We start from the raw sequence: 24,338 nt of genomic DNA on the forward strand, positions 1-24,338 counted from the left end.
CGCCTTGGCGGCACCGAGATCCCAGATGCGGATCCCCTCATCGGACGCGGTGTAGAGGAGTTCCCGTTCAGCGTCATAACCGGCAGCGCCTCGAGGCCGAGAAGGAATCCGCATCTTCTCCTCGCCGGTGAGCGGGTCGTACAAATAGGAGTAGCCGCCCGCCCCGACTATGACGTACCGCCCATCATCGGTGGCAGTCACTCCGAACGGTGGGTCCGGATATCTGATCCCGGTATAGACGATGTCAGTCATTGCACCCGTCTCCGAGTCGTAGGCATTGACGCTGAATGGCGTTCCTCCTTCGCCCACGTAGCCGTGCCGCGCGTAGAAGCCGTACATCCTCGAACCATCCGGAGAGACGTCTCCGACCCCCGATGCATCGGTGACGGCCACGAGCTCGAACGTCTCCGCCTCGTAAATCTCGTTGTAGCCCCAAGAGATCAAGGCGTAGAGACGCCCGTTGGCGTCGAACCGGGGACTCGGAGGACTCCACGGATCTGCGCCTGTAGAGATCGCCGCAACGCGAGTCCAGGTCTCCGTTTCGTAGACGTCGATCCATGTCTGCCCATCCCGGAGACACACGTCCACGTTCCCGACCGCCAGGAAGCGACCGTCCGCCGACCAGTCGGTATTCCCTGTACCGGGGCAGTCCTGGTACTCGAGCGTCGCTTCCACCGATCCGTCGGCCGAGAGAATCACAATCCGGCTGGGCAGTTCGTCCGGTTCGGCGACGAAGTCGTGCCATTCGAGCTCAGAGTCGAAGACCCCCAATGCGGTACTTCCGGTCGGGCCGACCACCGGGTACACGAAGCTGTCGACCGTTGCCTCCGAGTACTCCCACAGGACTTCGCGCGAGTGCGCGTCGTACATGCGGAGTGTCTGTGGCGCAACGGTGGCGGCGAGACGTGTCCCCTCGGGCGACAGGCCTATCTCCCCGCCGAATCCCGTCGTGATCTCGTCGATGAGCCGGTCGGCGCTGCCGACCTGCCAGATAGCGTTCACCAACTCCACCGGAGGGGCGTCCGAGTCGGGCGCCTCATCCAGCGCCAATAGCGCGAGGAGAGTGGCCAGTTCGGGCTGCGTCTCGAGATTGACGAGGGCCGCGGCAGCCAATTCGCGAGCCTTGGCGAGAGCCTCAGCTTCTTGTGCCGCCCGGGATTCCGCGTCGGCGCGATTGGCGTTCGATTGAGCCGTTGCAGCGTTCTCCTCCGCCAGCTTCCGTTGCCGATCGGCCTCCGCTGCGTTGAGATCGGCCGCCTCAGCCTGTCGTTCGGCTTCTGCGGCGTTGGCTTGTGCTTCTTCGGCATTCTGGGATGCTACGAAGCCCGCCCACGCAGCAACGACGGCCAGCACGGTGACCACGGCACCTGCACCCCAGGCGGTGCGGACGGTGCGGCGGTGCTGGCGGACTTCCTCCGATGCGAGGTCGTCCTTGGGGATACCACGAATCGTGGATGCGACGTCGGCCACCGCGTCGGCGAAGCGAGGGTCCTGGAGGTCGAGTTGGTCCTCGTCTTTCGCCCAACGGACGTCCACCCAGCGGGGCTCCTCGGTGAACACGCCCTGGAGCGCTTGTGGGACCGCAGTTCCGGTCATGACATCGTCGGCCCAGCCGAAGGTGCCGTCGGTGACGACCGGGAGGATCTTCCCTGGATCCCGGTTCTCGACCCAGTAGGCGATCTCCTGGTTCACCCACTCCGACTGAGCAGCGTCGGGCGACAGGAGCAGTACGAACCAGCCGGAGGTGTCGAGCGCTTCGGTGATCGACGACCACAAGTGCGGGTTCGCCGACAGCGACGACTCGTCCCGGAAGATGCGGAGCGCTCGCCGTTTCCACCAGGGTTTGGCGAACCTTTGCAGGCCCAACTGCAGCCTCGGCGCCAACAGATCATCGGCCGCGTGGCTGTACGAAATGAACCCGTCGTACGACCTAGCGATGGACGGGCCGGTCCCCTCAGCTGTGTCCATGTTCTCCTCGCCCGGCAAACATAACCAAATCGGTTCGATCAGCACGCCGAGATCATGGATTTCCTGCCTAACAAACCGCTAACGGCTTCCGACCGACACTTTCCGGCGGAGGGTATAGAGAGGCATGTCGCCGAACTGCTTGGCCGTCGGCAGTGTCCCTACGTACTGGCATTCGAAGCTGTTCGAGGCGGACAGCATCGCCAGCGCCGCAAACGCATGGGTCGTATAGATCTCACCTTCCGGCGTGCGAGGTTCAATCCGGGCAGCCTGGGTCAGGCCGGCGCCGTAGAAGAGATGCGTGCCCGAAATCGGATCCCATCCCTGAAACACAGGGGCAGCGTGGGCGGCGATCCGTAGCCCGCGCAATTGGGGGAGTCCCGCTTCCACCAGGTCGATCTCGCCGACCGCCGCCACCAAATCGAGCGCACACTCGGCCGCGCCGGCCACGTCGCCGAACACCAGGTGGATCGCATCACCCCAGGTATTGCCCGACAGAATCTGCGGACGGTACGGTTCGATGCGCGCAGCCAGACGGTGCATAACCATCTCCTGGAAGCGCAACCGCTGGGCGTCGGTCAGCTTCGAGAACCCGGCGAAGTCGGCGAAGATCACCGACCGGATCGACCGGGGGTGCTCCAACTCAGGCGACCCCGCCGACGCGGCGCCCGGCGTCACCGTGATGACCGTCGACTGGGCCCCGGTGGCGCTCCAGTTACGAACATCGATGGCCGTTCCGGCCACCCCGCCCGACGGCGTGCCATCCCACACCGCAACTTGGTGCGGCTCGGCCTCTAGGTACCGGGCCCGCAGCAGCGCGTCCCCCATGGCGATTCTGGCGCAGAAATCGAACATGACCGGATCATCGAGGTACTCACCCGTCGAGGCGATCTCGACCGAGTCTGCTCGAGCCAGACACTTCTCGAACCGATCGACCCAGGCGTTGCCCGCCTGGACGACCGACGTCCGGACGAACTCGTCCTTGTTGAACGGCAGCACCACATGAAGTTCGGCGCCACGATCGAGGAGCGCCTCGGCCGCCAGGATGTCGGCACCGGCCGCCAACGATCCGAATCCGTATTTGGCGTCGAGTCGCTCGAAGGTGCGGTCGAGTTCGTCACGAACGTGCGACTCCTCCTCCGCCGGGAAGCGACCCATCTGTCCCGCAGGCAGGATGCGGTGCCCGCAATAGTGCACGACCGACGGGTTGCGGATCGGATCGAGCACATCGAGATCGATGCCTTCCAGCCGGCACACCAGTTTCAACTGTTTCACCGTGGTCGCCCGTGCCGCATACTGGTCCGCTCCGGCAGCTGCGGCCCGTTCGAGAGCCGCCCCGGCACGTGCCAGGTCCCCCGTGATCAGCGCCGCCTCGGCTTCGGTGGCGGCATCCCAGTAGTCGTTCCCCTGATCCGGGGCGGCCTCCAGCGCGCGGTTCGCCAGATCGCAGGCACGTTCCGATTGGCCGGCCAGCAGCCACATCGTGGCGGCGTTCACCCCGTGATAGGGCGAGCCTGTCCCCTCGTACACGGCTTCGTACCCGCGCGCCGACCGTGCCGCCCACCGTTGCCGGTCCTGCACGTCGGTGCGGGCCAGCGCCTCATCCTTGTCGAGCCGCGCCGCCAGCACGGCAATATCGCCGGCGAGCTTCCGCGTCAGCGTCGACGGATCGATCGTTCCCAGCCCGTACTGGTCGTAGCGCTTGCGAGCCTGCGAAGTGGCACCCGAGCGGGCCAGCGACAGCACCCCCAGGTAGCGGATCTCGGGATCGGTGGCCCCGACCTCGATCATTCCGGCGGCCCGGTCGTACGCCTCGAGGTACTGGCCTCGCCGGATCAGATCCCACAACTCCGCAGCGTCGCCCTGCGGGCGCCCCTTCACGCGTTCAAGACCGAGCCGTGACCGGAAGCTGCGCAGGTCGTGGACGGTCACCGTCGTCGGCTCCACGGCGCGGACGGTCGCCGTGCGGCACGTCCCGAGCGTCACCGCCAGCTCACCGAAATAGCGCCCGGCACCAAGCTCGGTCAACTTCCTGCCCGCGCCGGACTCATCGGTCTTCACAACCTCAACCCGGCCGTCCTCGATCCAGAAGACCGATTCGGCGGCGGCGCCTTCCTCAACGATGACGGCGCCGGGTGAGAAGCTCACGTACTCGATCGGCTCGGTGAGGTCCTCGGCGGCAGGTTCGAACTCACTGAGCGCCGGATCGTGCAGCAGGATCCGCTCCTCCAGGTCGGCCAGCTCGGGAGCCGGTTCCACACCCAGTTCCTCGCCGAGCGTCGTGCGCAGTGTCTTGAAGGCGGCAAGAGCCTCCGCCTGCCTTCCGGCGCGATAGAGGGCAAGCATCAGCAGCTGCCACATACGCTCCCGGAACGGAAACTCCTGCACGAGGCCGAAAAGTTCGCCGATCACCAGGTCGTGCTCGCCTGCCGCCAGCATTGCGTCCATCAGCTCCTCGACGGCCAGCAGCCGCTCATCCTCCAACCGGCGAGCGGCCTGCTCGACGAAGTCGAACTCGCGGAGGTCGGCGAGCGCCGGGCCACGCCACTGAGCCAGACCGTGCCTGAGGGTCTCGCAGGCCATACGTGGATGTCCGAGCGTCATCAACTGCCTGCCTCGCTGCATGAGCGAGTGAAACCTGCTCACGTCGGAGTTGTGAGCAGGAATGTCGAGCCGGTAGCCGCCCGGCTCGGTCACAACCGTGTCGTCGCCGACGGCTCCTCGCAAACGGTTGACCGTCATGTGCAGCGCCGCTTCTGGCTTGGCAACGGCGGAATCGCCCCACAGCGCCTCGATGATGGTGTCGGTGGGGACCAGCGCAGGGGCGCGCAATGCCAGCAGTGCGAGCAGACCGCGCGGCCGGGCCCCCGGAAGTTTCACTGTGCCGCCCGCGCCGTCGATCACCTCGAGTTGACCAAGCATGCGGATATCCACGACGGACACCACCCTATCGAATCCCGGCCACGCTCCGCTGAGGAAACCCGATCGCGTCATGGACTTGAGGATGGGCCCGTGATCTCACAACCCACTCACGAACCATGAAGGACCCATCTTGACGATGGCAGCTTCATGCTCGGTCTCTTTAGGGGAGTCGATTACTTGCCGGACGGTAGGCCGGTCGGCGATTCAGATATCTACCTAACCCGCCGGCGAGTGGCTGTGGTCACGCTTCTCTGTCGAATCGCCTACCCGGCCTTCCACCTTTGGGCCAGGTCGATCAGTAGCTCCAAGTCCCGTTCGGAGAGTTCGCCGATCAGTCGGAGTCGTTGGCCGGTCGGACGATCGAAGTGTGTCGGCGCCGCCCTCATTGCCGATACCCGTTCACTATCCCCGGGGATGTTTGCTGAGCGGACAACAGCATGGTCTTGCGTCACCGACGGTTGCTGGCATCGACTCAACCGATTCCCGGCGCACACCCACTGGCAGTTCGCGTGGTCGCGACCGCCACCGTTCCGTCATGCAGCCGCGCTGAACTCGGCCTCCACCCGGGACTTCACGGTAGCCAGCAGGCTTTCGAGTCCCTCCTCGTGCCCCTTGACCATCATCCCTTCCAGGCGCTTGCCAACGGCGGGGAACTTCACGTGCCACTCGCCCTCGGCAGTCATCTTCGTGCCGCCATCGGCGGGCTCGAAGGTAAACACCCACGTGGGGCTCTCCCCGAAGAAGTGGGTCTTGGCAACGATGCGCTCATTGGGGACGAACTCGGTGTATTCCATCGTCCCTTCCATATGGATAGCGAAGAAGTGTGTGAACAACCGGGCAGAGGTGCCGACTCCGTCGGGCTTCAGCTCGACGTCCCTCACCGCGACCTCTTCAGGCCACGAGGTCCAGAACCTTCCGATATCTGTGGCGAAGTCGAACACCTTCTCCACCGGAGCTTCGATATCGATGCTTCGCGAGAGCTTCGCCATTGGACTCACCTCCCTTAAATCAATCGATGGACACTGACTTCTCTACTCACGGCTCTCTGCACCGACCACCCCCTGGTCCTCCTCGCGATACACGCATTGCCTCTCCTCCTTCGCCTCCTTCCGCGTCATCGTACGCCCAGCAACTGACGGTGAATAGGCCCCGATTCCGCCCTCACGCGTTCGAAGGCGGTCCGGCGCAGCTCGAGCGATGCCTTCCGTTTCAACGGTGAGGTGCCACACCGAGAATGGTGAGAAGTACGGCACCGACGAAGAGCAGGGACGGAACCGTGAAGTTGCGGGCACCTCGCCGGCTATCGACGTATGCCTCGGCGGCGGGAATGTCGGTGGCCTCATACACCACTGCACCTCGCTCGCCGTACACCACCACCCGGTCACCTTCGTCACCGATCACATACTCAGAGCGGTCCGGGTCACCGCCGTACTCTTGCTCAAGACTCCACCCGACTCCCCCGGCCACGAACAGGGCCAGTCCCACAACCATGAGCGCGACACGCAGCGGCCAAGAACGATGCCAGCCTTTCCTGGTCATATCTCTCCGATAGATCATCATGACCACCTCCCGGTGACTCGATCTCATCGTCCCCCAACTCGGGGGCCGCTGCATCGGGGAATCACCCTGGACTCAGCCTCGGGGACAAACCAGACTCCAGACAGGTTCCCAGCAGAGCCGATGATTCTTCTTCCCGAGGCAAAGCGCTTCTGAGACAATAGGTTGGAGACGCCGATGCGTCGTATCGCTCTTTCCGTGGGTTTGTGCCTGCTGGTGAGTGCCCACACCGGGGGCGAATATGCGACACCCACAACCGCTGCCACCCACTCGTCGCCTTTGAGCATGACGGCGAGAGCCCCAGCCTCCCCCCACGACAGTGTCTCTGGCCCTGATTCCGGTCCCGTAGGTATGGTCCGCCGAGATTGGATCAGTCCCGCAGGTGATGAACCGATCTGGCCTGTCCCGGCTGCACCGCATAGCTGTGTACGGGCGGTAGGCGTCAACGCCTCCTCGTTGCGGGGTCCCGGAAGAGCGACCTGTGCACGGGTCCAGGCCTCGACCTGGTATCGCCTGATGGGAGTAGCACCTGGAGACGGAGTGAGGGCCCCGGGCGGTGACGTAGCACCGAAGCCGGACGGGACCGGATCGGGCGCGGGCACGTTGGTGGAGTGGGCAGTCCGCCGCTTCGAAGCTGCAGGTCTCGCCTTGCCGAGCGTGACGGTGTTCTTCTTCGATGACGACGCCTGCAAAGGAGCGGCCGGACTGTACCTCGATTCCGGTGCAGCAGCGATCGTCTGCAATCGAGGCGGCCACTCGAACCCGACCCGTCAGACCCTCCTCCACGAGCTGGCCCACGCCTGGATTTCGTACGCCCTGACCGAGGCCGAAATCTCCGCGTTCCTCTCCGACCAAGACCTCGAAGATTGGATGCGCGTTGGCGACCCCTTCTGGCGGCGCGGGGTCGAGCGGGCCGCCGAAGTCGTCGCCTGGGGCCTGCAGGACTCCGTCCAGGAAGATCGAAGCATCTGGACGGCCGGCAAGAACTGTACCGATCTCAGTCGTGCCTTCCGCTTACTCGCCGGATCGGAGCCTCTGAATGACTCCCCGAACTTTTGCGCAGCAACCTCGGCTCAAGAATCCAGGAACTGAGCTGTGCACAAGGCCCCTGCGGAGTGAGGGTATTCCGCAGCCCGCCTCTGCGATGCCTCCGTGAGTGCCGCACGTAAATGTGAACGGTCCATTCCACGGGAGTTCGTGACACAATGACTCGATGAAGGAAACCGTCCTACCAGACCAACCCGACGCGTTCTCCCCTGCAGGAGCTGCAATCCGGTTCGTCATGGATGGCCCCACCGGGAACATGATCCGTAGCACCGTACCGCCCGGGCAGATCAACCGAGCCACGGTTCATGCCACGGTCAGCGAGTTCTGGCATGTGCTCTCTGGACGGGGCGAGATCTGGCGCCGGGACGACCAGGAATCCCGAACCGTGGCGCTGTTGCCAGGCACCTCGATCGATATCCCCGTCGGTACTGCATTCCAGTACCGCAACACCGGTGTCGAGTATCTCGATTTCGTCTGTGTGTCCATGCCCCCATGGCCCGGCGATGAAGAGGCCACGCTTGTCGAAGGACCCTGGCAACCTACAATCTGATCGCCGCCCGCTTCGAGCAGCCGGGCGGCTTCCACCGGTGCTCGGATTTCCGGCGAGCCACCAGGACTCTCGGGCCTCCCGTCTCGTCTCCCCTGCGAAGAGCAGTACGCAACCTACCCACAGATCGTGCCGCCGACGTCGACCCCATGAGTGTCGTCATGGGCTGCGTGGGCCGGCTGCCGCCTTGGGCTGCGTGGTGATCACCTGGGTAAGGAAGACACCTGTCGATACCAGGGCGATGCCGAGCATCTCGGGAACGCCGAAAGACTCGTCCAAGAAGACCCAGGCGAGGACGGCGATTTGAATCATCATCGTGTTGTTGATCCCGGCGGATTCGACGGCCGACAGGCTTCGGAGTGAGAGATTCCACAAGGTGAAGGCGACTGCAGTGTTGACTACTGCGAGCCAGACGATGATCGCCCATGCCCGAAGCGAAACGGACGGTATCCCCTCGATGGATAGTCCCACCAGGATCAGGATGACGGCCCCAACACTCATGCTCAATGCCGTAACAACCAGCGGAGAGAGTCGACCCTCTCGGTTGATCTGGCGACCCAATAGAGAAGCCGCCACACCGGCCAGCAGTCCAACGACCGCAGCAGCCATCCCCACCGCCGTTGCGCCCAGGTCGCCGGAGAAGTAGGACCAGGCGCCGACCGCAACGAGAACGGCACCGGCAACTTGGCGGCTCGCCGGGACTTCACCAAGCGAAATCGCCGCGAAGCCTGCAACCATGAGGGGCGTGAGCGACAACACGAGACTCGTCGTGGCAGCAGGCTGACTGTCGATGGCAACAAACTGGGCGCCTTGAGTCAAGGCATACATCACAACACCGAGCGCAACGACCCGAAGGACGGCGGGTCGGCTCATCGCTGCCAGCATCGTCCTGGGCCGTTCCCGGATAACCATCCAGACGACAACCACCACCGCTGCCAACCCGTAGCGGAGGGCAGCGAAAGTGATCGGTTCCAGCGCTTCACCATCGAGGCCCCATCGGATGAGAATCCACGACGAACTCCACAAGACTGTGACAAACAGGGCGACCCCGATGGCCCCCAAATGGGATGGATGTTTGCCGGACAAAGGCGGTCCTCTCAATCGGCACGGTCAAACGTGCCGACCTATCCCCTCGAGGCTTTTGTCCAGTGAGGTGCGAACCCTGCGTCAGGGTCTTCTGTGGCGCTCGGACCGTACCCCGCCGGAAGGCGGGCGGAACCCTAGCCACCCTTCAGTCGACTACCTCAGCATAACCAGTCCCGCACCAGCGTCGACCCCGTCCCTCGCCCAAATCGGTCTAGTGCTCGTTCGTGTGTCCGATCTGGTGATCGGCGCTGAAGAGGGTTCACCTCTGAACGCGGGCGCTACCACCCTCTTGACTCACCCTTGCAGTTCGCCCTCGGCTATGACCATCAGGGCGATCCTTCCATCACGGATCCAGAAGACGGCGATAACGCCGAGGCTTCCCCCGGAGGTCTCGTCGACGAAGCGCAGGGGCACCGCGGCGAAAGATCCAGACGTCATGAGAGGTCCGGTCGTCTCCAACTGAAGCCAGAACGCCCCGGCGAGCATCTCCCGCAGCGCTGGCACCGAGTCCATCGTCTCCGGGTAGAGAACGTTGCCCCAGAGCACGCCGTCGTGCGCCATGGTTGCGAGGACACCTTCAACGTCGTCGTCGTTCCACGCCGCGACATAGGCCTCCATCAGTTGCTGAGCCGCGAGCGCATCGGTCGGCGGTTCATTGATGCCGAAGAGCCTGGCGCCTCCCTCGACGAGAAGCCCATCTTTGGCACGGTTGCCGACGATAACGAGGAAGCCTTCGGCGTCTCCCATCGATTCATCCGGCGGCGAGTACCGCACCGAAGTAGCTGCGGCATCTCCGATCACGAGAGGTTCCCCAGGGGCGTCGATCCCGTGCATGGGATCGGCCTCAGGGTTCCACTCGGCCATCGGGGAGGAACCTATCAGCCGTCCCTCCCCTTCAATGACCTGGTAGGTCGAGATCACCGCCCCCTCCGTAGAGAGTGATGCCCATGCGTCGGAATCCCCGCCGTCGGCCGCGGCGATCAAGGACGCCAGCAAGTCCTCCACCGTCACCGCCGGGCGCTTCGACAACACTGCGACCGGCCCCACGTCCTTCCCGGCGAGGCTGGAGAGGAACTCGTGCTCAAAACGCGTCGCGTCGACGGCCACGGCCACCCGAACCTCGCTGCCCTGGGCCGCCCTCCGGGTGACACCGACCACACTAGGGTCGCCGTCGGTTGTCACCGTGAGAGTCATCGTCTCGAACTCGGCGAGGCTCTCGTCGACGAGGATTGCAGCTGCCAGCTGATCCCAGAAGTAAAGGCCTTCGATCGCATCGGGCTGCAGCATCGTAAGCGCCGCCGCCGCAGCCGGAGCGGCGGCATGCTGTTGCAGGGCCCGAACGTGCCGTGCCTCCAGAGGAACCTGATTGGTCGCATCGAGCGCTACCAGCGTGATTGGGACCCCAGAGGCGAAGACCTCGGCTGCGGCCGTCGGGTCCACCCAGATGTTGTACTCGGCGTCGGGGTTGATCGGCGTGTTCCCGGACACGTCGATGGCACCTCCCATAACGTAGAGCATGGTGATCCTCTTGGCGATCCCAGGGTCCCGACGCAGCGCGGCCGCCACGTTGGTCAGGGGCCCGTCGGTGAACACCACCAAGGGCTCCTCCGACGAGGAGACGACCGACACCAGCAGGTCCGGGGCAGAGAGTTCCGACGGAGCTTCCCCAGCCGGAAGGTCCAGTCCCCAGGCTTCGTCGGCGGCCGACCGCCAGTCGGCCGGGAAGGCATTGAACCCCGACAACGGCTCGCCGGGGCCGCACGCCACCGAGACGCCTTCCACCCCGGCAAGGGCCACAAGACCGGCGGCGATCTCCGCTCCCGGCCCGCAGCGGACCTCACCGGTGCCGCTCACCGTGATGGCGGCGATCTCCACTTCCGGACGGCCGAGCAGGTACAGAAGGGCCATCACACTGTCAACGGCAAGATCGGTATCAATAACCAGGGGAATGCCGGACGGTGGAGCCGCCCGAGTGGTCGCCGGCGCCGACACGCCGACAGATTGGGACGCGTCGTCACCACAGCCGTATAACAAGGCGACCAGCAGAAACAGAAATGTCGCTGCCGCGAGCCCCGACCGGCTGGAAAATGCTCCGGCTCGTACGACCGGCCTTCCCGCCTTCATTGCCGGGCCTATCAGTTCGTGCTGCCTACACCCTCCATTCTGCGCCTTTCCTCACTCCAGCAAAACCCCCTTCCAGGTGTGTAGAGACCGCGCCGCTTGCAGGGTGGTGATCCCTCTCGGCCGGTTGCGGCGACGCTGCCGTGGGGCTCCGCCACGACGACCCCACTTGTTGACGCTTCGCACTAGAAGCGCACCGAACTCAAGTAATGCTTGCGCGGAACGCGATTCCGGACGTTCGTACTCCCCGCCGTTCGCCTGGCATTGCTCGTTCGTGATCGATGTCATGTGATCGGGGCGGATGTCGGAGTCGCAGGCGGATCCCTCAGCGTCCGATCAACGCAAACCCGATGTGACTGTGTTGATGATCAACGCCGTTCGGATGTCAAGTGATCTTCCGGGTCATCAGATAACAGGCCCAGGACGGCTGAATGCGCATTCCGGTGGATCCATTCGCGATTCGCTCGACATCAAACGACGGGCCGAATGTCTGCTCGATCTCGCCGGGACGCACCGATCCTGTACCGCCGAAGACGAGTCGTGTCAGCGGCGCCCACCTCCCCGGCGGATGTTCGAAACACCACAGCAGAAGCCGGGTACCCGGTCGACTGACCCGGAGGATCTCCGCATAGCAGGCCGGGCGGTTCTCCTCGGGCAGATCATCGAACGTCCCGTAGTCGACGATCAGGTCAAACGGCCCTTCGACCTCGGGCATGGAGGTGACGTCGGCTACCCGGAAGTCGACCGCAACCCCTCGACCGGCCGCATTCAACCGAGCCCTGGCCACAGCCGAGTCGGCGTAGTCGACCCCGACGACCTCGAAACCGCGTGCGGCCAGGAAAACCGAGTTGTCCCCGACTCCACACCCGAGATCGAGAGCCGACCCCGGCGGCACATCACCGGCATCGACCAGCGAGACCAACTCTTCACGCGGTCCAATAACCCAGGGCGGCGTTCCCCAGCGGTACCACGCCCGGTAGAGCCACCGCATACCGAACGCCATCAGCCGCCGGCTTCAGTCACAGCAACAGCCACCTGCTGAGGTTCACATCTTCGTGATCGCCAGGGTGTTCCCTTCGCTGTCCTTGAACCAGGCCGCCTTGCGGCCGTCCGGCAGAGTGAGCACACCGTCCTCGGTCTTGAACTCACCCATGTCCAAGTCCTCGAAGACAACACCACGACCACGAAGCCCCGCAAACGCAGCGTCGAAATCGTCCACCGCAATCGAAGCAGCCGTCGCCTGGTTGGTACCAGCAAACTCGGAGGCATAGAGAAGGAACGGCACGCCACCCATCTCAAACCAGGCGCCGCTGGCCTCATCCTCCTCAACCGGAGTCAGATCCAGCTTGTCCGCATACCAAGCCTTGGCACGCTCCAAATCGGCTGCAGGCAGCGTCGCATGCAACGAAGCATCTCCAAACATCGAGTCCTCCCTCGTTCGGTCATACCAAGCGTACGCGATCGGCCACCGCCATGTCCGTCTCAACCAACCAATGGCACGAACAGGCGGTGACCACCACCCTCATCTCCGATGACGGGTTCGGGCGCGAGGTTGCGCATCGGCCGGGGGTCACCTCACAACTCCGGCGTCAGCTGGAAGAGAACCGCATGCGGTCGACACAGACAGTGCTGGTCTCGGCATCACCCCGGTTCCTGCTGACGGTGGGCACACCGTGATCGCCGACTCCGAAGCACTCGGTTCAGATGCAACGATCGTCACCGTGGGAAGCTCGGGCTCGCCGCTGCTTCCAGCCACAAGGTCTCTGGTATCGAACCAACAGCTACAGCGACCAAATCCGGCAAGACTTCGGTCGACTACACCAAGGCCGGGAACCCGGCCCGGCTCAAAATCTCTAATCTCAGTCACGATGGACCTGCAACGGCGATCGTGGAGGCGCCGGCAAGGAGATGGGCCGGCCAGGCCCGAGGGGAGATGACCATGACCGGCGCTATCAACCTGATCGTTCCGCTGGCCCAAGCGACCGATCGGAATCTAGTGGGAGGCAAGGCCGCCGAACTAGCCCGCCTCCTGAGAGCGGGCTTCCCCGTCCCTGACGGTTTCGTGATTACCACCGCCGCCCACCGTCTGGCAGCCGCCGACGGCACAGCCGTTCCCTCGGCCGTGAAAGCGGCCCTGGTCGAGCAACTCACCGGTGTTTCGACGACTCTCGCTTACCGGTCGTCGGCGGTAGCCGAAGACCTGGCCTCCGCTTCGTTTGCAGGCCAGTACGAGTCGGTACTCAACGTTCGAGGGGTCGACGCCGGTCTGGAGGCGCTGCAGGCCTGCTGGGTCTCGGCAAACGCCCGGCACCTGGACGCCTACCGCGACTCAATGGCGGCCGGCTCGTCTGCCGAAATGGCCGTGCTGGTGCAGCGCATGATCGACGCTACTACATCGGGTGTGGCCTTCGGGGCCGACCCGGTCACCGGCCTGCCTCACATCATCATCGAGGCGGTCGCCGGGACCGGAGAACGGCTGCTGGCCGGCGAAGTGACCCCCGAACGCTGGACGATCGGCGAAGAAACCGAAGTAAACCGACTCGACACGGGGCCGCTCCTCGACGACGCCCAAGCAGGAGAGATCGCCGACCTCTGCCGGCGAGTCGAGAACCTCTACGGTGCTCCACAAGACATCGAGTGGGCCTACGCCGGCGACCGGCTGCACCTGCTCCAGTCTCGCCCGATAACCGCCCTGCCGGTCGAGCCGGCCGAACGGCCACCGGAAGGTCAATCCTGGATGCTCTCCGACGGTTTCTACCCCGAACCGATGTTGCCGCTGTCCTATTCGACGTGGCTTCCTCGCCACTCGGCGAGCTGGGCGTACGTGTTCGAGAAGCTGGGGGTGCCGGTCGAGACGGTCGGTCACGGCCGCTACTTCGGTCGGGTCTACGACCGGATGATCCCGCTCGGCAACCCCGCCAAGGACCGGCCGTTGCCGCCCCAGCCGATCCTCAAACTGGTCGTGCGCCTGGCCCCGGTCTTCCGCAAACGCCTCCGCACCGCCCGACGGGCGGTCGAGGAAGACCTGCTGAGCAGAATGGCTGAAGATTGGGAGTCAGGTGGTCGAACTGCTCTCAGAGCGGAGAACCGCCGCCTGCTCGAAGTAGATCTGGGGTCGATCGACGACGGTGAGCTCGCCGACCACCTGGAGGCGGTTCTGGACCATGTCCTGGCCGCCGGAATCGCCCACTTCGAGATGGCAGCCGCCGCGTACGCTTCGGCTGGATCGCTTGGCATGCAAATGGAGGAGATGCTCGGCTGGAGAGCGGAGCGGGTCACCGATCTCCTGCAGGGCTACGGAGAGACCAGCATCGAGGACGGCGAGTCGATCAGGGCGGCGGCCGCCGCCTACCGGTCCGACCCCAACCGGCATCACCTGCTTGAAGATCCCGCCCGGCTACTGGCCGATCCGGGTCCGGTCGCTGAGATCGTACGCGCCTTCCTCGATCGGGTCGGGCACCGCACCGTCGGCCAGGATCTCTCACAGCCGACCTGGGGCGAGGACCCGGCACCGGTCGTGCACCTCATCCGTCACCACCTGGAGCATCAGGAGACCCTGTTCGACCCGCTCACTGCCGCCGCCCGTGCTGAGGAGGAAGCGAGAGCAGGGATCGATGACCCGGGGAACTGGGATGCCTTCTCAACCAGCCTGCAACGAGCCCGAAGACTCCGGCCCTACCAGGACGAAACCGAATCCGACGTCGCGGCCGCCACCGGCCTGGTCCGCCTGGTCGCCCTCGAAGCGGCCGTCCGCCTCCTCGCCGAGGGTGCTATCGATAACCACGACGACGTCTTCTATCTGGAAATCGACGAACTCGTGGCTGCCGCCCGCACCCGGCAGGTCCAAGCCGACCTGGAACGCCGCAAGGCGGAGCACCGGTGGGCGCTGGCCAACCCGGCTCCCCGCCTACTTGGACCCGACCCCGGCCCCCCGCCGCCGGCCGACGTATTCCCGACCGGTGTCCGGCCCCTCGTCGGCGCTTTCCTCTGGTCGGTGGCGAACTCGATCGGCGTGGCGCAGATCGACCCGGACGCCGGTGACGGTATCAGAGGGCTGCCCGCCTCGCCCGGACGGGCGACCGGAACGGTGCGAGTGATCCGTTCGCCGGGCGAGTTCGAGCGGATCAGGGCCGGAGACATCGTTGTGTGCACCATGACGATGGCCGCCTGGTCGCCGATCTTCCCGGTCATCTCGGGCCTCGTCACCGAACAGGGCGGTCCGTTGTCGCATCCCGGCACCCTCGCCCGAGAGTACGGTCTGCCCGCCGTACTGAGCGTGCCCGGGGCCACCGACCTCTTCAAAGACGGCGATCGCATCACAATCGACGGCGGCACCGGAGTCATCGAGGTGATTTGACCAACCCAGAGGGCGATTCGGCCGTGCGGTGATCTGCGCCTACGGCGAGGCAGGTTCCAGGGCCGTCAATCCGATATAGGCCAGTCGGATCAGATCGTCGCCTGATTGGGCATCGCTGTTGGCCATCACAACAATCGCACAATCATCTTCGACCGAATAGATCACACCCGCCACATGACCGGAACTGTGACCGAAATGTCCCAGAAATTCTCTGCCACCTGGCCGGACTCGCATGATCCCCAGGCCGAATTGGGCCTCTAAAGCACTTTCGGAAAAGACGCGCATCGTCGCGAGGGTTGCGGGATCATCAAACAGCGTCCCAGTGAATAGTGCACGAGCGAAGGTGATCAAGTCGGGCGCAGTCGAAACCATGCCGCCCGTCATCCAGGTAGTCCGGAAATAACGTTCGGCAAACTCGGCATCCACACGATCCAACAAGGGATGCTGATTGATGAACCCGCCGGAACCATCCATAGCGACGAAGTCACTGTAGGTGGGCAGGATGTCACCGATGGGGTCCTCATATGTGGCGAGATATGTGTGATCCAGACCGAGCGGATCGAGGATTCGGCTGCGAATGACAGTCTCGGCCGGTTGACCGGTTACATCTTCAATCAATAGACCCAAAAGAAGATAGTTGGTATTCGAATAGGACATGCGCCCGGGCGTCTGTTCCAAGGAGTAGTCGCGAATCATCGTTTCGGCGATCTGTTGAGGGTCGAATGGCTCGCCATCGCCCCACAATGCCTGTCGAAGCTCCGGAACGGTCCCGAAGTACCGGATCCCGGACTTATGGGCGAGGAGATGGCCGACGGTGATCTGATCGCCCAGCGGTTTCTCCAGAATCTCAGGGAACCAAGTCGACAACGGATCATCCAGGTTGATCAATCCTTCCTCAACCAGTTGCATCACCACCGTCGCCACAAACATCTTCGTGATGCTCCCGGTGTAGAAAGGCCTATCGGGTTGCATTGGAATCTGTTCCTCGCGATCCGCCCAACCGGATGTCGCGACAATGGTCTCTTCCGGGGTATCCACCCAGAGCATCAATCCGGGAGCCGGCCAATCCGGCAAAGCCTCGTCGAGTGCCGCCTGGATACGAACCGCGGCCTCATCCGGCGCCAACACATCGCTCTCATCCTCACCGGGCGGCTCGGTGGCGACCGGGGGGACGGTCGACCCGGCAACCGGGGGCAGTGTCGTGGTCGTCGCCGCAACACCAGAAGCAGTCGTCAAGATGCTGGGACCGACCGGCTCAGAAGAGCCTGCATCAGTACAGGCTGCGGCCGAGAGAGCGATGGACACCACCAGCGAAAAGACGAATCCCCTCATGGGTTTCGTGTTGTCCACTCTCAGAAACACAGTGTCCGTCTCCTCGTCAGCACCCTGGGTGCGACCAAGAGGTCCCGTAGTCTCTCTTCTGCCTCTGCCAACCCCGGCTCCGACACCACAGCGCCCTTTCGTCTTCGCCGATCTCCGCGCCACCGCCCCGAACGGTGAACCTCCGCTCTCACGCTACTCCGCGGAGCAGAGGGTAAAGGGAGCACTCGATCTCGTGGCGATAGAGTGCAGCACGCCCACGTGGCGACGGCGCAAGCAGATCCAAGAGGTTCGCAGGGCGTTCACCACCCAGGCGGCCTGCGAAGCAGGCGAGCAGCGGTTCTCCTGGGGCGCCCCATGGAACGGTTTTGCGAAACCGCGACGTTCTTGAAGCGCCTCGCGGGCATACGCCGCCGGATGATCGAGCTCCCTCAGCGGACGAGCGCACTGCAACCAGAGGCTTGTGCAAATCATCAGGCTCGAGAACGGGCGGTCGCGCCCCGTCTCCGTCTACCCGGCCGTCACAACCTGCCCATTCGGTTTTTCTAGTAGCGTCCGGGTATGCGGACTCTGATTCAAGTACTCGTTGCAGCCGTACTGGGAGGTGTGGCCGGATCGGTGATTCGCCACATCGTCGACCAGCAGGACAAGGAAGAGACCGGTGAGCTGGTTATCGCCACCACCACGACGCCAATCCTGGCCGGCACACTGGCCGGGCTGGTCGCTCCCAGGCGGGGCAAGGTGGCCGTAGCTCTCATTGTGAGCGCCAACGTCGCCGCCAATCTGAAGACCGAACCGGTAGACGCTCTCATCCAACAGTGGAAGGAACGCCGGAAGACCGCCTCGACGGCTGGCTAGTTGGCCGGCTGCGACACCGCGGGCCCAACAACTCGGGCCGGTTTAGTCCTGAGATCCACTCAGCGGAAACTCCGGCCATCTCCGCTCCGAACAGCTACTCACCGAACAGAACCGGAACCATCTGCGCGCCGGCAGCAAACGGCGATGCTCGCCGGGCGGTGAGAAGCGACCGGGTCGAGTTGCAGCAGACCACCGCCGCCCTTCAGCCTCCAGCTCCTCCGCGGGAATACGCCCGCGTCAGGAGTCCGTATCCAAGGTCTTGCGTTTGGCTTCCTCGATGAGAGTATCCATGGCGTCTGGTGGCAGATAGATCGGTGGCGATGGATCTGTTGCCCGAGGTGTAGCGGTTGCTGCTTCCAGAGCGGCTGCAATCATCCGGTCGATGGTGTCCTGGCCGGGTCTCACAAACGGAGAAGGGGTGGACGACCCGAAGTCGAGTGCGGGTTGTGTTCCCCGGGATTGCTCGAGTTGCTCCTCCAGGTCGGACACTCGCTCCCGCAGAAACTGTACTTCGGTTTCGGCCTTCGCCCGGGCGGCAGCCTCAGTTGCCAGAGCCCGGCCGGCCTCAAACAGATTGCCCAGTTGCTCGATCATCTTGTTCCAAGCGTCTTTCGGGATCGGCAACACGTCGTCGGACCGGGACGGTGCCGGATGTTGTGCAGGTCGTTCAGCCGCCGGAGAAACCGGGACGGCTGGTGTGGAAACCCGGTGAAGCCGACCGGCTTGTTCCATCACTTCGGAGAGCAGCACGTATCTCTGGTCGCCGGTCGGACCGGGTCGAAGCTCGCTCTGTATCCTCTCGAGGCGATACCATTTTCGGAGAGCGGATACGCTCACGCGCGCCTGTTCTGACGCTTCCCTGAGGGGTAGCCACGTATCAGCCTCGGTGTCAGACTTCGACGATGTTGGAGACCGTCCAAGAGTGCCCGCGCGGCCTTTCTCCTCGCCCTCATTCTGAAGATCATTCGCCGTGACACACCTCCTCGGGCCGCTTCGCCATTAGAGGCTAGCTTGAAGCCTGCCCTATGGCTGGTATGTCGTAACCCTCAATCGAGAGCTCTCCAGCATGAGCCGGCGTCCTGCGCGGTGGCCAACCGGTGCCCCGGGACCCGGGCACGGGATGCCGATCTGAGCGGTTCTGTTGAGTGCGCCGACGCGGCCGGGTCCACGGTGGGGCTTGCTGCTGCTTGGCCCTTCGCTGGGAAGTCGGGTGATACATCTTCGCCGACCTGCTCGCACCGGAGACCTTCGTCAAGCTCGTTGCCTGATCGGGCTCCAAGTGGGTTGTGACGTATTCCCCTTGACCAAAACGGTCGAAGGGTGGAGGGTGGAGGCAGGCAGGTCCGGAGGTTGCATGTCGCCCTTTCTGAAGAGGATGGGGATGGGAGTGCTGGCTCTGGCGGGGTCGATCGCGGCTGCATCGGCCGGACTCGGACTGATCCTGCGATTTCAGCCGGCGCCACTCATGAAACCGGCACGCTGGTTTGCCGCACGGGTGCTCAACCCTCCTGTGTTGTGGTACACGAACCACTTCGGCCGAACAACGCAGCCTTTGGTGTATCACCGGGGCCGGAAGTCGGGGCGAGAGTTTGTGACCCCGCTGTGCATGGTCTCAACACCCGAAGGGTTCATCGTCCCCGCGGCATTCGGCCCCGACGTTGACTGGCTTGCCAACCTGAGGGCTACTCCCGAATCGAGAGTGGTCTACGAGGGAGTAAGCCACGAGACCACCGCTGAAGTGATAGACCTCGACCGGGCCATCGACATCGCCGGTGGGGAACCCGGCTGCTCCTGCTGGACCCAGTTCAAGGTCGCCAACCTGGTGTTGCTGCGCCCCGTCACCCGAGCCGCCTGACAATCCGCCACGACGGAGTATCCCGCCGGGGCCATCCCCGCTGCAGATCCACGACATCCGTTGCAGCTTCGTCCGCCCGTCGTTCACAGTGAACCTCCGGTCGGCGGCTGCATGTGCATGGGGTGGGAATGGAGCGGATTCAGGGCTTTGTGCTCTGGTCCCGGAATCTCCACGGCAAGAGAATTGACCATGGAGGCCTCATCTGATCGGAGGAGGTCATGGCGGTTGATACACGACACACGCCGAGAACCATCGACCTGGACCCGGATCTTCTGGCCACTCCGTTCGCGAGGGAGACGAACTGGCATGTGATCACGGGCGCACCTTCGTGCGGCAAGACGACGCTGATCGACATGCTCGCCGATCAAGGCTTCAGGACGGTTGCGGAGGCCGCGCGGCAGTTCATCGAGACGGAGATGTCGGCCGGAGTCAGCATCGATGAACTGCACGAGCGTGGAGCAGAGCTTCAACATCGGCTGCTCGAAATCAAACTGAGCGTGGAGAGTGCCCTGCCGCCGGCCGTTGTTTCCTTTCTTGACGATGCCGTTCCGGGCTCGATCTCCTGGTACCGACTCTTCGGTCTGAACCCGAATACAGCGTTGCCGTATTGTTTCCGGCATCGCTACGCAACAGTTCTTGTTCTCGACCCGCTTCCGCTCGAACTCGACGGGATCAGATTCGAGGACGACTTCACCGGCGTGCTCGATCAATGGATCGAACAGGACTACACGGCGCTCGGATACTCCGTCGTGCGAGTGCCGGTAATGACTCCGGAGGCTCGACTCAGATTCGTCCTGGAACGGGTTTCTCACTCGACGGCCGGCGCCTCGCAACTGCCTTCCCAAACATGAGTGCCGTCTGCCCTTGAGCTGAGCTGGAGCGCCAGGGGCTGCCGCACGGGTCCCTTCCGGGCATCCACCGATCGCAGGTTTCGCTCAAGGCACCCGGGCCATACGGTGATCGCCTCGCCTCTCGGGACACCCGAACCCCCGCCTGCAGCACGCCGTTCTTCGCAGCGGACCGCCCCATTTCGAGAAACCCGCACAATTCATCACCTCACCGGGCCCCGCTGCGAAATGTATACCGCGAGACGGCCGGCAATCAGAAGGCCGAGCAACACCATTCGCGTTATGCTCGCTGGCAATGATTTGCGCTGCGTGTGGGACCCGCAACCAAGAGGGATTCAAATTCTGTTCCAACTGCGGCACCGCGCTCGCCCGCGTTTGCCCGTCCTGCGGAACCTCCAATCAGCCTGAGTTCAAGTTCTGTTCCAACTGCGGGACGGGACTGGCAGACCCGTCGGCCGTTCCCGCGGCTGCCGCGCCGCGCGAGACGCCGGCGTCCGACTCGGGCGAGCGCCGCTTTGTCTCGGTCCTGTTCGCCGACCTCGTCGGGTTCACCACACTCACCGAAGAGCACGACCCCGAAGAAGTCCGGGCGATGCTCACTCGCTACTTCGACCGAGCACAGCAGATCATCGAGCGATTCGGCGGCGAGGTCGAGAAGTTCATCGGCGATGCCGTCACCGCGTTCTGGGGAACACGGGTGGCTCTGGAGGATGACGCAGAACGGGCGGTGCGCGCAGCGATCGAGTTGGTCGATGCGATAGATGAACTGGGTCACGACATCGGGATCCCGGGACTCGCTCTCCGAGCCGGGGTTCTTTCGGGAGAGACGAGCGTCGGCTCGGGCGGCAACGAGACCGGGATGGTCGTCGGAGACATCGTCAACACAGCAGCCCGCCTGCAGTCGGTCGCTCAACCAGGTTCCGTCTTCGTCGGGGACTCGACCAAGGAGCTGACCGGCGCGTCTATTCGCTTCGAACGGGCCGGAGATCACGAACTGAAAGGCAAGGCCGGCCCCATCGCCGCCTGGAGGGCCGTCGAGATCGTGGCCGAACGCGGCGGTAAGCGCCGCTCGGACGGTTTGGAGCCGCCGTTCGTTGGACGGGAGTACGAACTGCGGCTGCTCAAGGATCAGCTGCACGCCACGGCCCATGAGGGCCGGGCCCGTCTGGTTTCTATCATCGGGGAGGGCGGAATAGGCAAGAGTCGCCTGGCCTGGGAGCTTCTGAAGTACGTCGATGGACTCGCCGAGACGTTCTACTGGCACCAGGGTCGCTCCCCGGCCTACGGTGACGGTGTCACCTTCTGGGCCCTTAGCGAGATGATCCGACAGCGGGCTCGCATTGCCGAAACCGACGATCCGTTGAAGGCCCGAACAAAACTCCAGACTACGGTCGCAGAGTTCGTGGAGGACGCCGAGACAACGCACTGGGTCACACCCCGGGTCGCTGGTTTGCTCGGGCTTGATTCGATGCCGGTAGGTGATCGGGCAGATCTCTTTGCCGCCCTCCGGACCTTCTTCCAGCACGTTGCCCGACGGGGCCCGGCCGTGCTGGTGTTCGAGGATCTGCATTGGGCCGACGAAGGACTACTGGACTTCATCGTCGAACTGGTCGAACGATCCTCCTCTCACCCGATCCTGGTTGTGACCCTCGGCCGCCCGGCACTGCTCGAACGGCATCCGGATTGGGGTACCGCGAGGAGAGGCTTCATGTCGGCCCACCTCGGGCCGCTGGCTGAGGTCGACATGAGGAGCCTGGTCGGGGGAATGGCGCCGGGAATCGAGAATCAGACCGTCGAACTCGTGGTCGGCGCCGCCGCCGGCGTGCCGCTGTACGCGGTCGAATATGTTCGCACCCTGGTCGCTTCGGGAGACCTGGTCAGGGATGGCGATCGGTATCGTCAGATCTCCGACGTCGAGTCGCTCACGGTTCCCGACTCGTTGCACGCGGTCGTCGCGAGCCGTATCGACCGTCTGGGACCGGACGAACGAGCCATCATTCAGGACGCCGCCGTGCTGGGACAGTCGTTTACTGCGGACGCCCTGCGAGTTCTCTCCGACAGTCCGGCCGAGACAATCGAAGAATCACTCGCCCGGCTGGTGCGCGAGGAGGTCCTGCACCTCGATGACGATCCCCGATCCCCCGAACGGGGTCAATATCAGTTCGTGCAGAGCGTGATTCGTGAGGTCACCTACGGCCGGCTGTCACGGCAGGATCGTAAACGCAGGCACATCGCCGTCGCCAGACACTATGAGAGTATCGGTTTGGCAGAGTCGGCGGCAATCGTGGCCAGTCATTACCTCAGCGCTCTGGAGACCGGCCCCGATGAAGAGTTGTCCACCACGGCTCGAAACTCAATGCTGGCGGCCGCACAACGAGCGTTCGATCTGCATTCCCACCAACAGGCCCTCGGACTTGTGCAACAAGCCCTCGAGATACCGGGAGACGAGACAGGGCGGGTTGCGCTTCTGGAATTGGGTTCGCTCGCGGCAACTCAGATCGCTAGCTACGAAGCAGCCATCGACCTGGGACGCGCCGCGCTGGCCTGGCAGGAAGCCAACGGCGAGGAGGCCGACGTTATCCGATGCACCCGCATCCTCGGCCTGGCAATACTCTCGGCCGAACGCCCCCCAGATGCCGTATCGGTGATGGCTCCGCGCTTCGAGGCGAGTAGAGCGACGGAGCCGGAGATGTTGCTGCTCGGAGCGCAACTCTCCCGCGCGTACATGCTGGCCTCGGAGATGCAGCGCTCGGCCGACGTCGCACGCGATGTTCTGGTGGCTGCAGAGGCGACCGGCAATCTGGAGGTGGTAGTCGAGTCGCTCAACACGCGGGGTACTGCCGTTTCGGGATTGGGCCGAGTCTACGAAGCGCTGGCCTTGCTCGCCGGGGCGATCCAGCTGGCAGCCGAGGTAGGTTCACCCGTCGCCGAAGCAAGAGCTTTGAACAACTTCCTCGTAGTCGGAGCCGTCAACGGTCGTCTCTCCAGTCCGGAGATCGTGGATCGCTTCCACGAGATCGCTGCGCGAATCGGCGTGTTTGACTACATCGTCCGATCCGCCACCAGGAAGGCGGACAACCTGATCTCAACCGGCCGGTTCGAGGAGGCGGTATCGCTGCTCGAGAGCCTCGAACTGGGAGAGCAGACGTGGTGGCGGCCGACAACGGCGGCCGACGTTGAGGTGCTGAAGTGGATCTTGACGGGCGCCGTCGGTCATCTGGACAGAGCGAACGACTACCTGAATGCCGCACCCGATACGCAGGAGCCACAACTGGACGATTGGGTCGGCAGCCAGCGAAGCCTTCTGCTGTTCCTACGAGGAGACAATGTAGGCGCCTTCGACTTGGCCGCTTCGGCACCGGAGGACCGGCGGCTCCCGGAAGCGCACGTCTGGGTCGTGCCGCTGTGGTCGGCAATACGCTTGCGCGACGTCGATCGTCTGGATGTCCATTGGAGCAAGGACCGCGTACCCGTCGGCAAGCGCTTCGTATCCATCGACCGCGTGGCCAGGGCAGCGCGAGCGGCACTCACGGGCAAAGCCGACGAGGCCGTGCGTCACTTCTCAGAGGCAATCGACCTGTGTGAGGCGACGGACGGGACGCTTTGGGCCATGGTCGTGCGAGCCCTGTACGGCGAACTGATGCCGGATCGGCCGGAGGCACGCACCGCAGCCGGAGAGGCTTTCGAGTGGTTCACCGCCCACGGGGCCAACGGCTACCTCAGCTTGTTTACCGAAGTATGGCCGTCGATGAGGGACACGGCCGAGACCGGCTGAAAGGCCGGCACTCGACCGGTCCAGACGGTGGGGCCGCGACGCCTCCTCCGACCAGCCGTAGCCCGTGTGGAGGAGCGACC

18 protein-coding genes are annotated in these 24,338 nt (G+C 64.0%); 8 read left to right on the plus strand and 10 right to left on the minus strand.

Annotated features, from left to right (window positions below; translation table 11 throughout):
- The 4 genes from VLT15_02815 to VLT15_02830 all read right to left on the minus strand — a co-directional run.
- The coding region (locus VLT15_02815; protein HSR44149.1) for a TIR domain-containing protein at positions 1-1,968 on the minus strand (1,968 nt) is incomplete at its 3' end.
- Positions 1,969-2,046: 78 nt separating this feature from the next.
- Positions 2,047-4,959, minus strand: coding sequence for a BTAD domain-containing putative transcriptional regulator (locus VLT15_02820; GenBank protein HSR44150.1), 2,913 nt, complete (start codon positions 4,957-4,959; stop codon positions 2,047-2,049).
- A gap of 461 nt (positions 4,960-5,420) precedes the next feature.
- Positions 5,421-5,876, minus strand: a complete 456-nt coding sequence (locus VLT15_02825; GenBank protein HSR44151.1) for an SRPBCC family protein — start codon at positions 5,874-5,876, stop codon at positions 5,421-5,423.
- Between the two features lie 220 nt (positions 5,877-6,096).
- The gene (locus tag VLT15_02830) at positions 6,097-6,444 is read right to left on the minus strand and encodes a hypothetical protein (GenBank protein HSR44152.1); all 348 of its coding nucleotides are present in this window, start codon (positions 6,442-6,444) and stop codon (positions 6,097-6,099) included.
- Between the two features lie 516 nt (positions 6,445-6,960).
- Here VLT15_02830 and VLT15_02835 point away from each other — a divergent pair.
- On the plus strand, positions 6,961-7,536 hold the full coding sequence (locus VLT15_02835) for a hypothetical protein (GenBank protein ID HSR44153.1): 576 nt from the start codon (positions 6,961-6,963) through the stop codon (positions 7,534-7,536).
- A 121-nt stretch (positions 7,537-7,657) separates the two neighbouring features.
- Positions 7,658-8,041 (plus strand): cupin domain-containing protein, encoded by a 384-nt coding sequence (locus VLT15_02840; GenBank protein HSR44154.1) that lies wholly within the window; start codon positions 7,658-7,660, stop codon positions 8,039-8,041.
- Positions 8,042-8,197: 156 nt separating this feature from the next.
- Here the strand turns inward: VLT15_02840 and VLT15_02845 are convergent, their stop codons facing one another.
- The 4 genes from VLT15_02845 to VLT15_02860 all read right to left on the minus strand — a co-directional run bounded on the left by VLT15_02845 (position 8,198) and on the right by VLT15_02860 (position 12,668).
- Entirely contained in the window at positions 8,198-9,124 is a 927-nt protein-coding gene (locus VLT15_02845) for a DMT family transporter (protein HSR44155.1), read from the minus strand.
- 294 nt (positions 9,125-9,418) lie between these two features.
- Positions 9,419-11,248 (minus strand): nucleoside hydrolase, encoded by a 1,830-nt coding sequence (locus tag VLT15_02850; protein HSR44156.1) that lies wholly within the window; start codon positions 11,246-11,248, stop codon positions 9,419-9,421.
- Positions 11,249-11,630: 382 nt separating this feature from the next.
- Positions 11,631-12,248 (minus strand): class I SAM-dependent methyltransferase, encoded by a 618-nt coding sequence (locus VLT15_02855; GenBank protein ID HSR44157.1) that lies wholly within the window; start codon positions 12,246-12,248, stop codon positions 11,631-11,633.
- Positions 12,249-12,290: 42 nt separating this feature from the next.
- Positions 12,291-12,668 carry a VOC family protein gene (locus VLT15_02860; protein HSR44158.1) on the minus strand — a complete coding sequence of 126 codons (378 nt, stop codon included), beginning with the start codon at positions 12,666-12,668 and terminating at the stop codon, positions 12,291-12,293.
- Positions 12,669-12,718: 50 nt separating this feature from the next.
- Here VLT15_02860 and VLT15_02865 point away from each other — a divergent pair, with 50 nt between their 5' ends.
- Both VLT15_02865 and VLT15_02870 read left to right on the plus strand, forming a co-directional pair.
- Complete coding sequence (locus tag VLT15_02865; protein HSR44159.1) at positions 12,719-12,922, plus strand: hypothetical protein; 204 nt, start codon at positions 12,719-12,721, stop codon at positions 12,920-12,922.
- 262 nt (positions 12,923-13,184) lie between these two features.
- Positions 13,185-15,602, plus strand: a complete 2,418-nt coding sequence (locus VLT15_02870) for a PEP/pyruvate-binding domain-containing protein (GenBank protein ID HSR44160.1) — start codon at positions 13,185-13,187, stop codon at positions 15,600-15,602.
- Positions 15,603-15,641: 39 nt separating this feature from the next.
- On the opposite strand, the gene VLT15_02875 is transcribed toward VLT15_02870, so the two are convergent.
- Complete coding sequence (locus VLT15_02875; GenBank protein HSR44161.1) at positions 15,642-16,730, minus strand: serine hydrolase domain-containing protein; 1,089 nt, start codon at positions 16,728-16,730, stop codon at positions 15,642-15,644.
- 753 nt (positions 16,731-17,483) lie between these two features.
- On the opposite strand from VLT15_02875, the gene VLT15_02880 reads away from it, so the two are divergent.
- Positions 17,484-17,780, plus strand: coding sequence for a hypothetical protein (locus tag VLT15_02880; GenBank protein ID HSR44162.1), 297 nt, complete (start codon positions 17,484-17,486; stop codon positions 17,778-17,780).
- 237 nt (positions 17,781-18,017) lie between these two features.
- On the opposite strand, the gene VLT15_02885 is transcribed toward VLT15_02880, so the two are convergent.
- A complete protein-coding gene (locus tag VLT15_02885; protein HSR44163.1) occupies positions 18,018-18,374 on the minus strand; it encodes a hypothetical protein in 357 nt (118 codons plus the stop codon).
- A 706-nt stretch (positions 18,375-19,080) separates the two neighbouring features.
- On the opposite strand from VLT15_02885, the gene VLT15_02890 reads away from it, so the two are divergent.
- The 3 genes from VLT15_02890 (at position 19,081) to VLT15_02900 (ending at position 24,258) form a co-directional block, all read left to right on the plus strand.
- Positions 19,081-19,635 (plus strand): nitroreductase/quinone reductase family protein, encoded by a 555-nt coding sequence (locus VLT15_02890; GenBank protein HSR44164.1) that lies wholly within the window; start codon positions 19,081-19,083, stop codon positions 19,633-19,635.
- Positions 19,636-19,853: 218 nt separating this feature from the next.
- Positions 19,854-20,486 carry an ATP-binding protein gene (locus VLT15_02895; protein ID HSR44165.1) on the plus strand — a complete coding sequence of 211 codons (633 nt, stop codon included), beginning with the start codon at positions 19,854-19,856 and terminating at the stop codon, positions 20,484-20,486.
- A 292-nt stretch (positions 20,487-20,778) separates the two neighbouring features.
- The gene (locus VLT15_02900; protein HSR44166.1) at positions 20,779-24,258 is read left to right on the plus strand and encodes an adenylate/guanylate cyclase domain-containing protein; all 3,480 of its coding nucleotides are present in this window, start codon (positions 20,779-20,781) and stop codon (positions 24,256-24,258) included.
- Positions 24,259-24,338: the final 80 nt, after the last annotated feature.

The sequence above is a fragment of the Acidimicrobiia bacterium genome, from assembly GCA_035471805.1.
Classification (GTDB): Bacteria; Actinomycetota; Acidimicrobiia; order Spongiisociales; family JAHEDJ01; genus JAHEDJ01.

What these genes read in the sequence shown, in the direction of transcription:
- VLT15_02900 (HSR44166.1), top strand. Translation starts at nt 20,779, where the DNA reads ATGATTTGCGCTGCGTGTGGGACCCGCAACCAAGAGGGATTCAAATTC.
- VLT15_02870 (HSR44160.1), top strand. Translation starts at nt 13,185, where the DNA reads ATGACCGGCGCTATCAACCTGATCGTTCCGCTGGCCCAAGCGACCGAT.
- VLT15_02865 (HSR44159.1), top strand. Translation starts at nt 12,719, where the DNA reads ATGTCCGTCTCAACCAACCAATGGCACGAACAGGCGGTGACCACCACC.
- VLT15_02820 (HSR44150.1), bottom strand. Translation starts at nt 4,959, where the DNA reads ATGACGCGATCGGGTTTCCTCAGCGGAGCGTGGCCGGGATTCGATAGG.
- VLT15_02840 (HSR44154.1), top strand. Translation starts at nt 7,658, where the DNA reads ATGAAGGAAACCGTCCTACCAGACCAACCCGACGCGTTCTCCCCTGCA.
- VLT15_02895 (HSR44165.1), top strand. Translation starts at nt 19,854, where the DNA reads ATGGCGGTTGATACACGACACACGCCGAGAACCATCGACCTGGACCCG.
- VLT15_02860 (HSR44158.1), bottom strand. Translation starts at nt 12,668, where the DNA reads ATGTTTGGAGATGCTTCGTTGCATGCGACGCTGCCTGCAGCCGATTTG.
- VLT15_02850 (HSR44156.1), bottom strand. Translation starts at nt 11,248, where the DNA reads ATGAAGGCGGGAAGGCCGGTCGTACGAGCCGGAGCATTTTCCAGCCGG.
- VLT15_02880 (HSR44162.1), top strand. Translation starts at nt 17,484, where the DNA reads ATGCGGACTCTGATTCAAGTACTCGTTGCAGCCGTACTGGGAGGTGTG.
- VLT15_02825 (HSR44151.1), bottom strand. Translation starts at nt 5,876, where the DNA reads ATGGCGAAGCTCTCGCGAAGCATCGATATCGAAGCTCCGGTGGAGAAG.
- VLT15_02830 (HSR44152.1), bottom strand. Translation starts at nt 6,444, where the DNA reads ATGATCTATCGGAGAGATATGACCAGGAAAGGCTGGCATCGTTCTTGG.
- VLT15_02885 (HSR44163.1), bottom strand. Translation starts at nt 18,374, where the DNA reads ATGATCGAGCAACTGGGCAATCTGTTTGAGGCCGGCCGGGCTCTGGCA.
- VLT15_02855 (HSR44157.1), bottom strand. Translation starts at nt 12,248, where the DNA reads ATGGCGTTCGGTATGCGGTGGCTCTACCGGGCGTGGTACCGCTGGGGA.
- VLT15_02835 (HSR44153.1), top strand. Translation starts at nt 6,961, where the DNA reads ATGGGAGTAGCACCTGGAGACGGAGTGAGGGCCCCGGGCGGTGACGTA.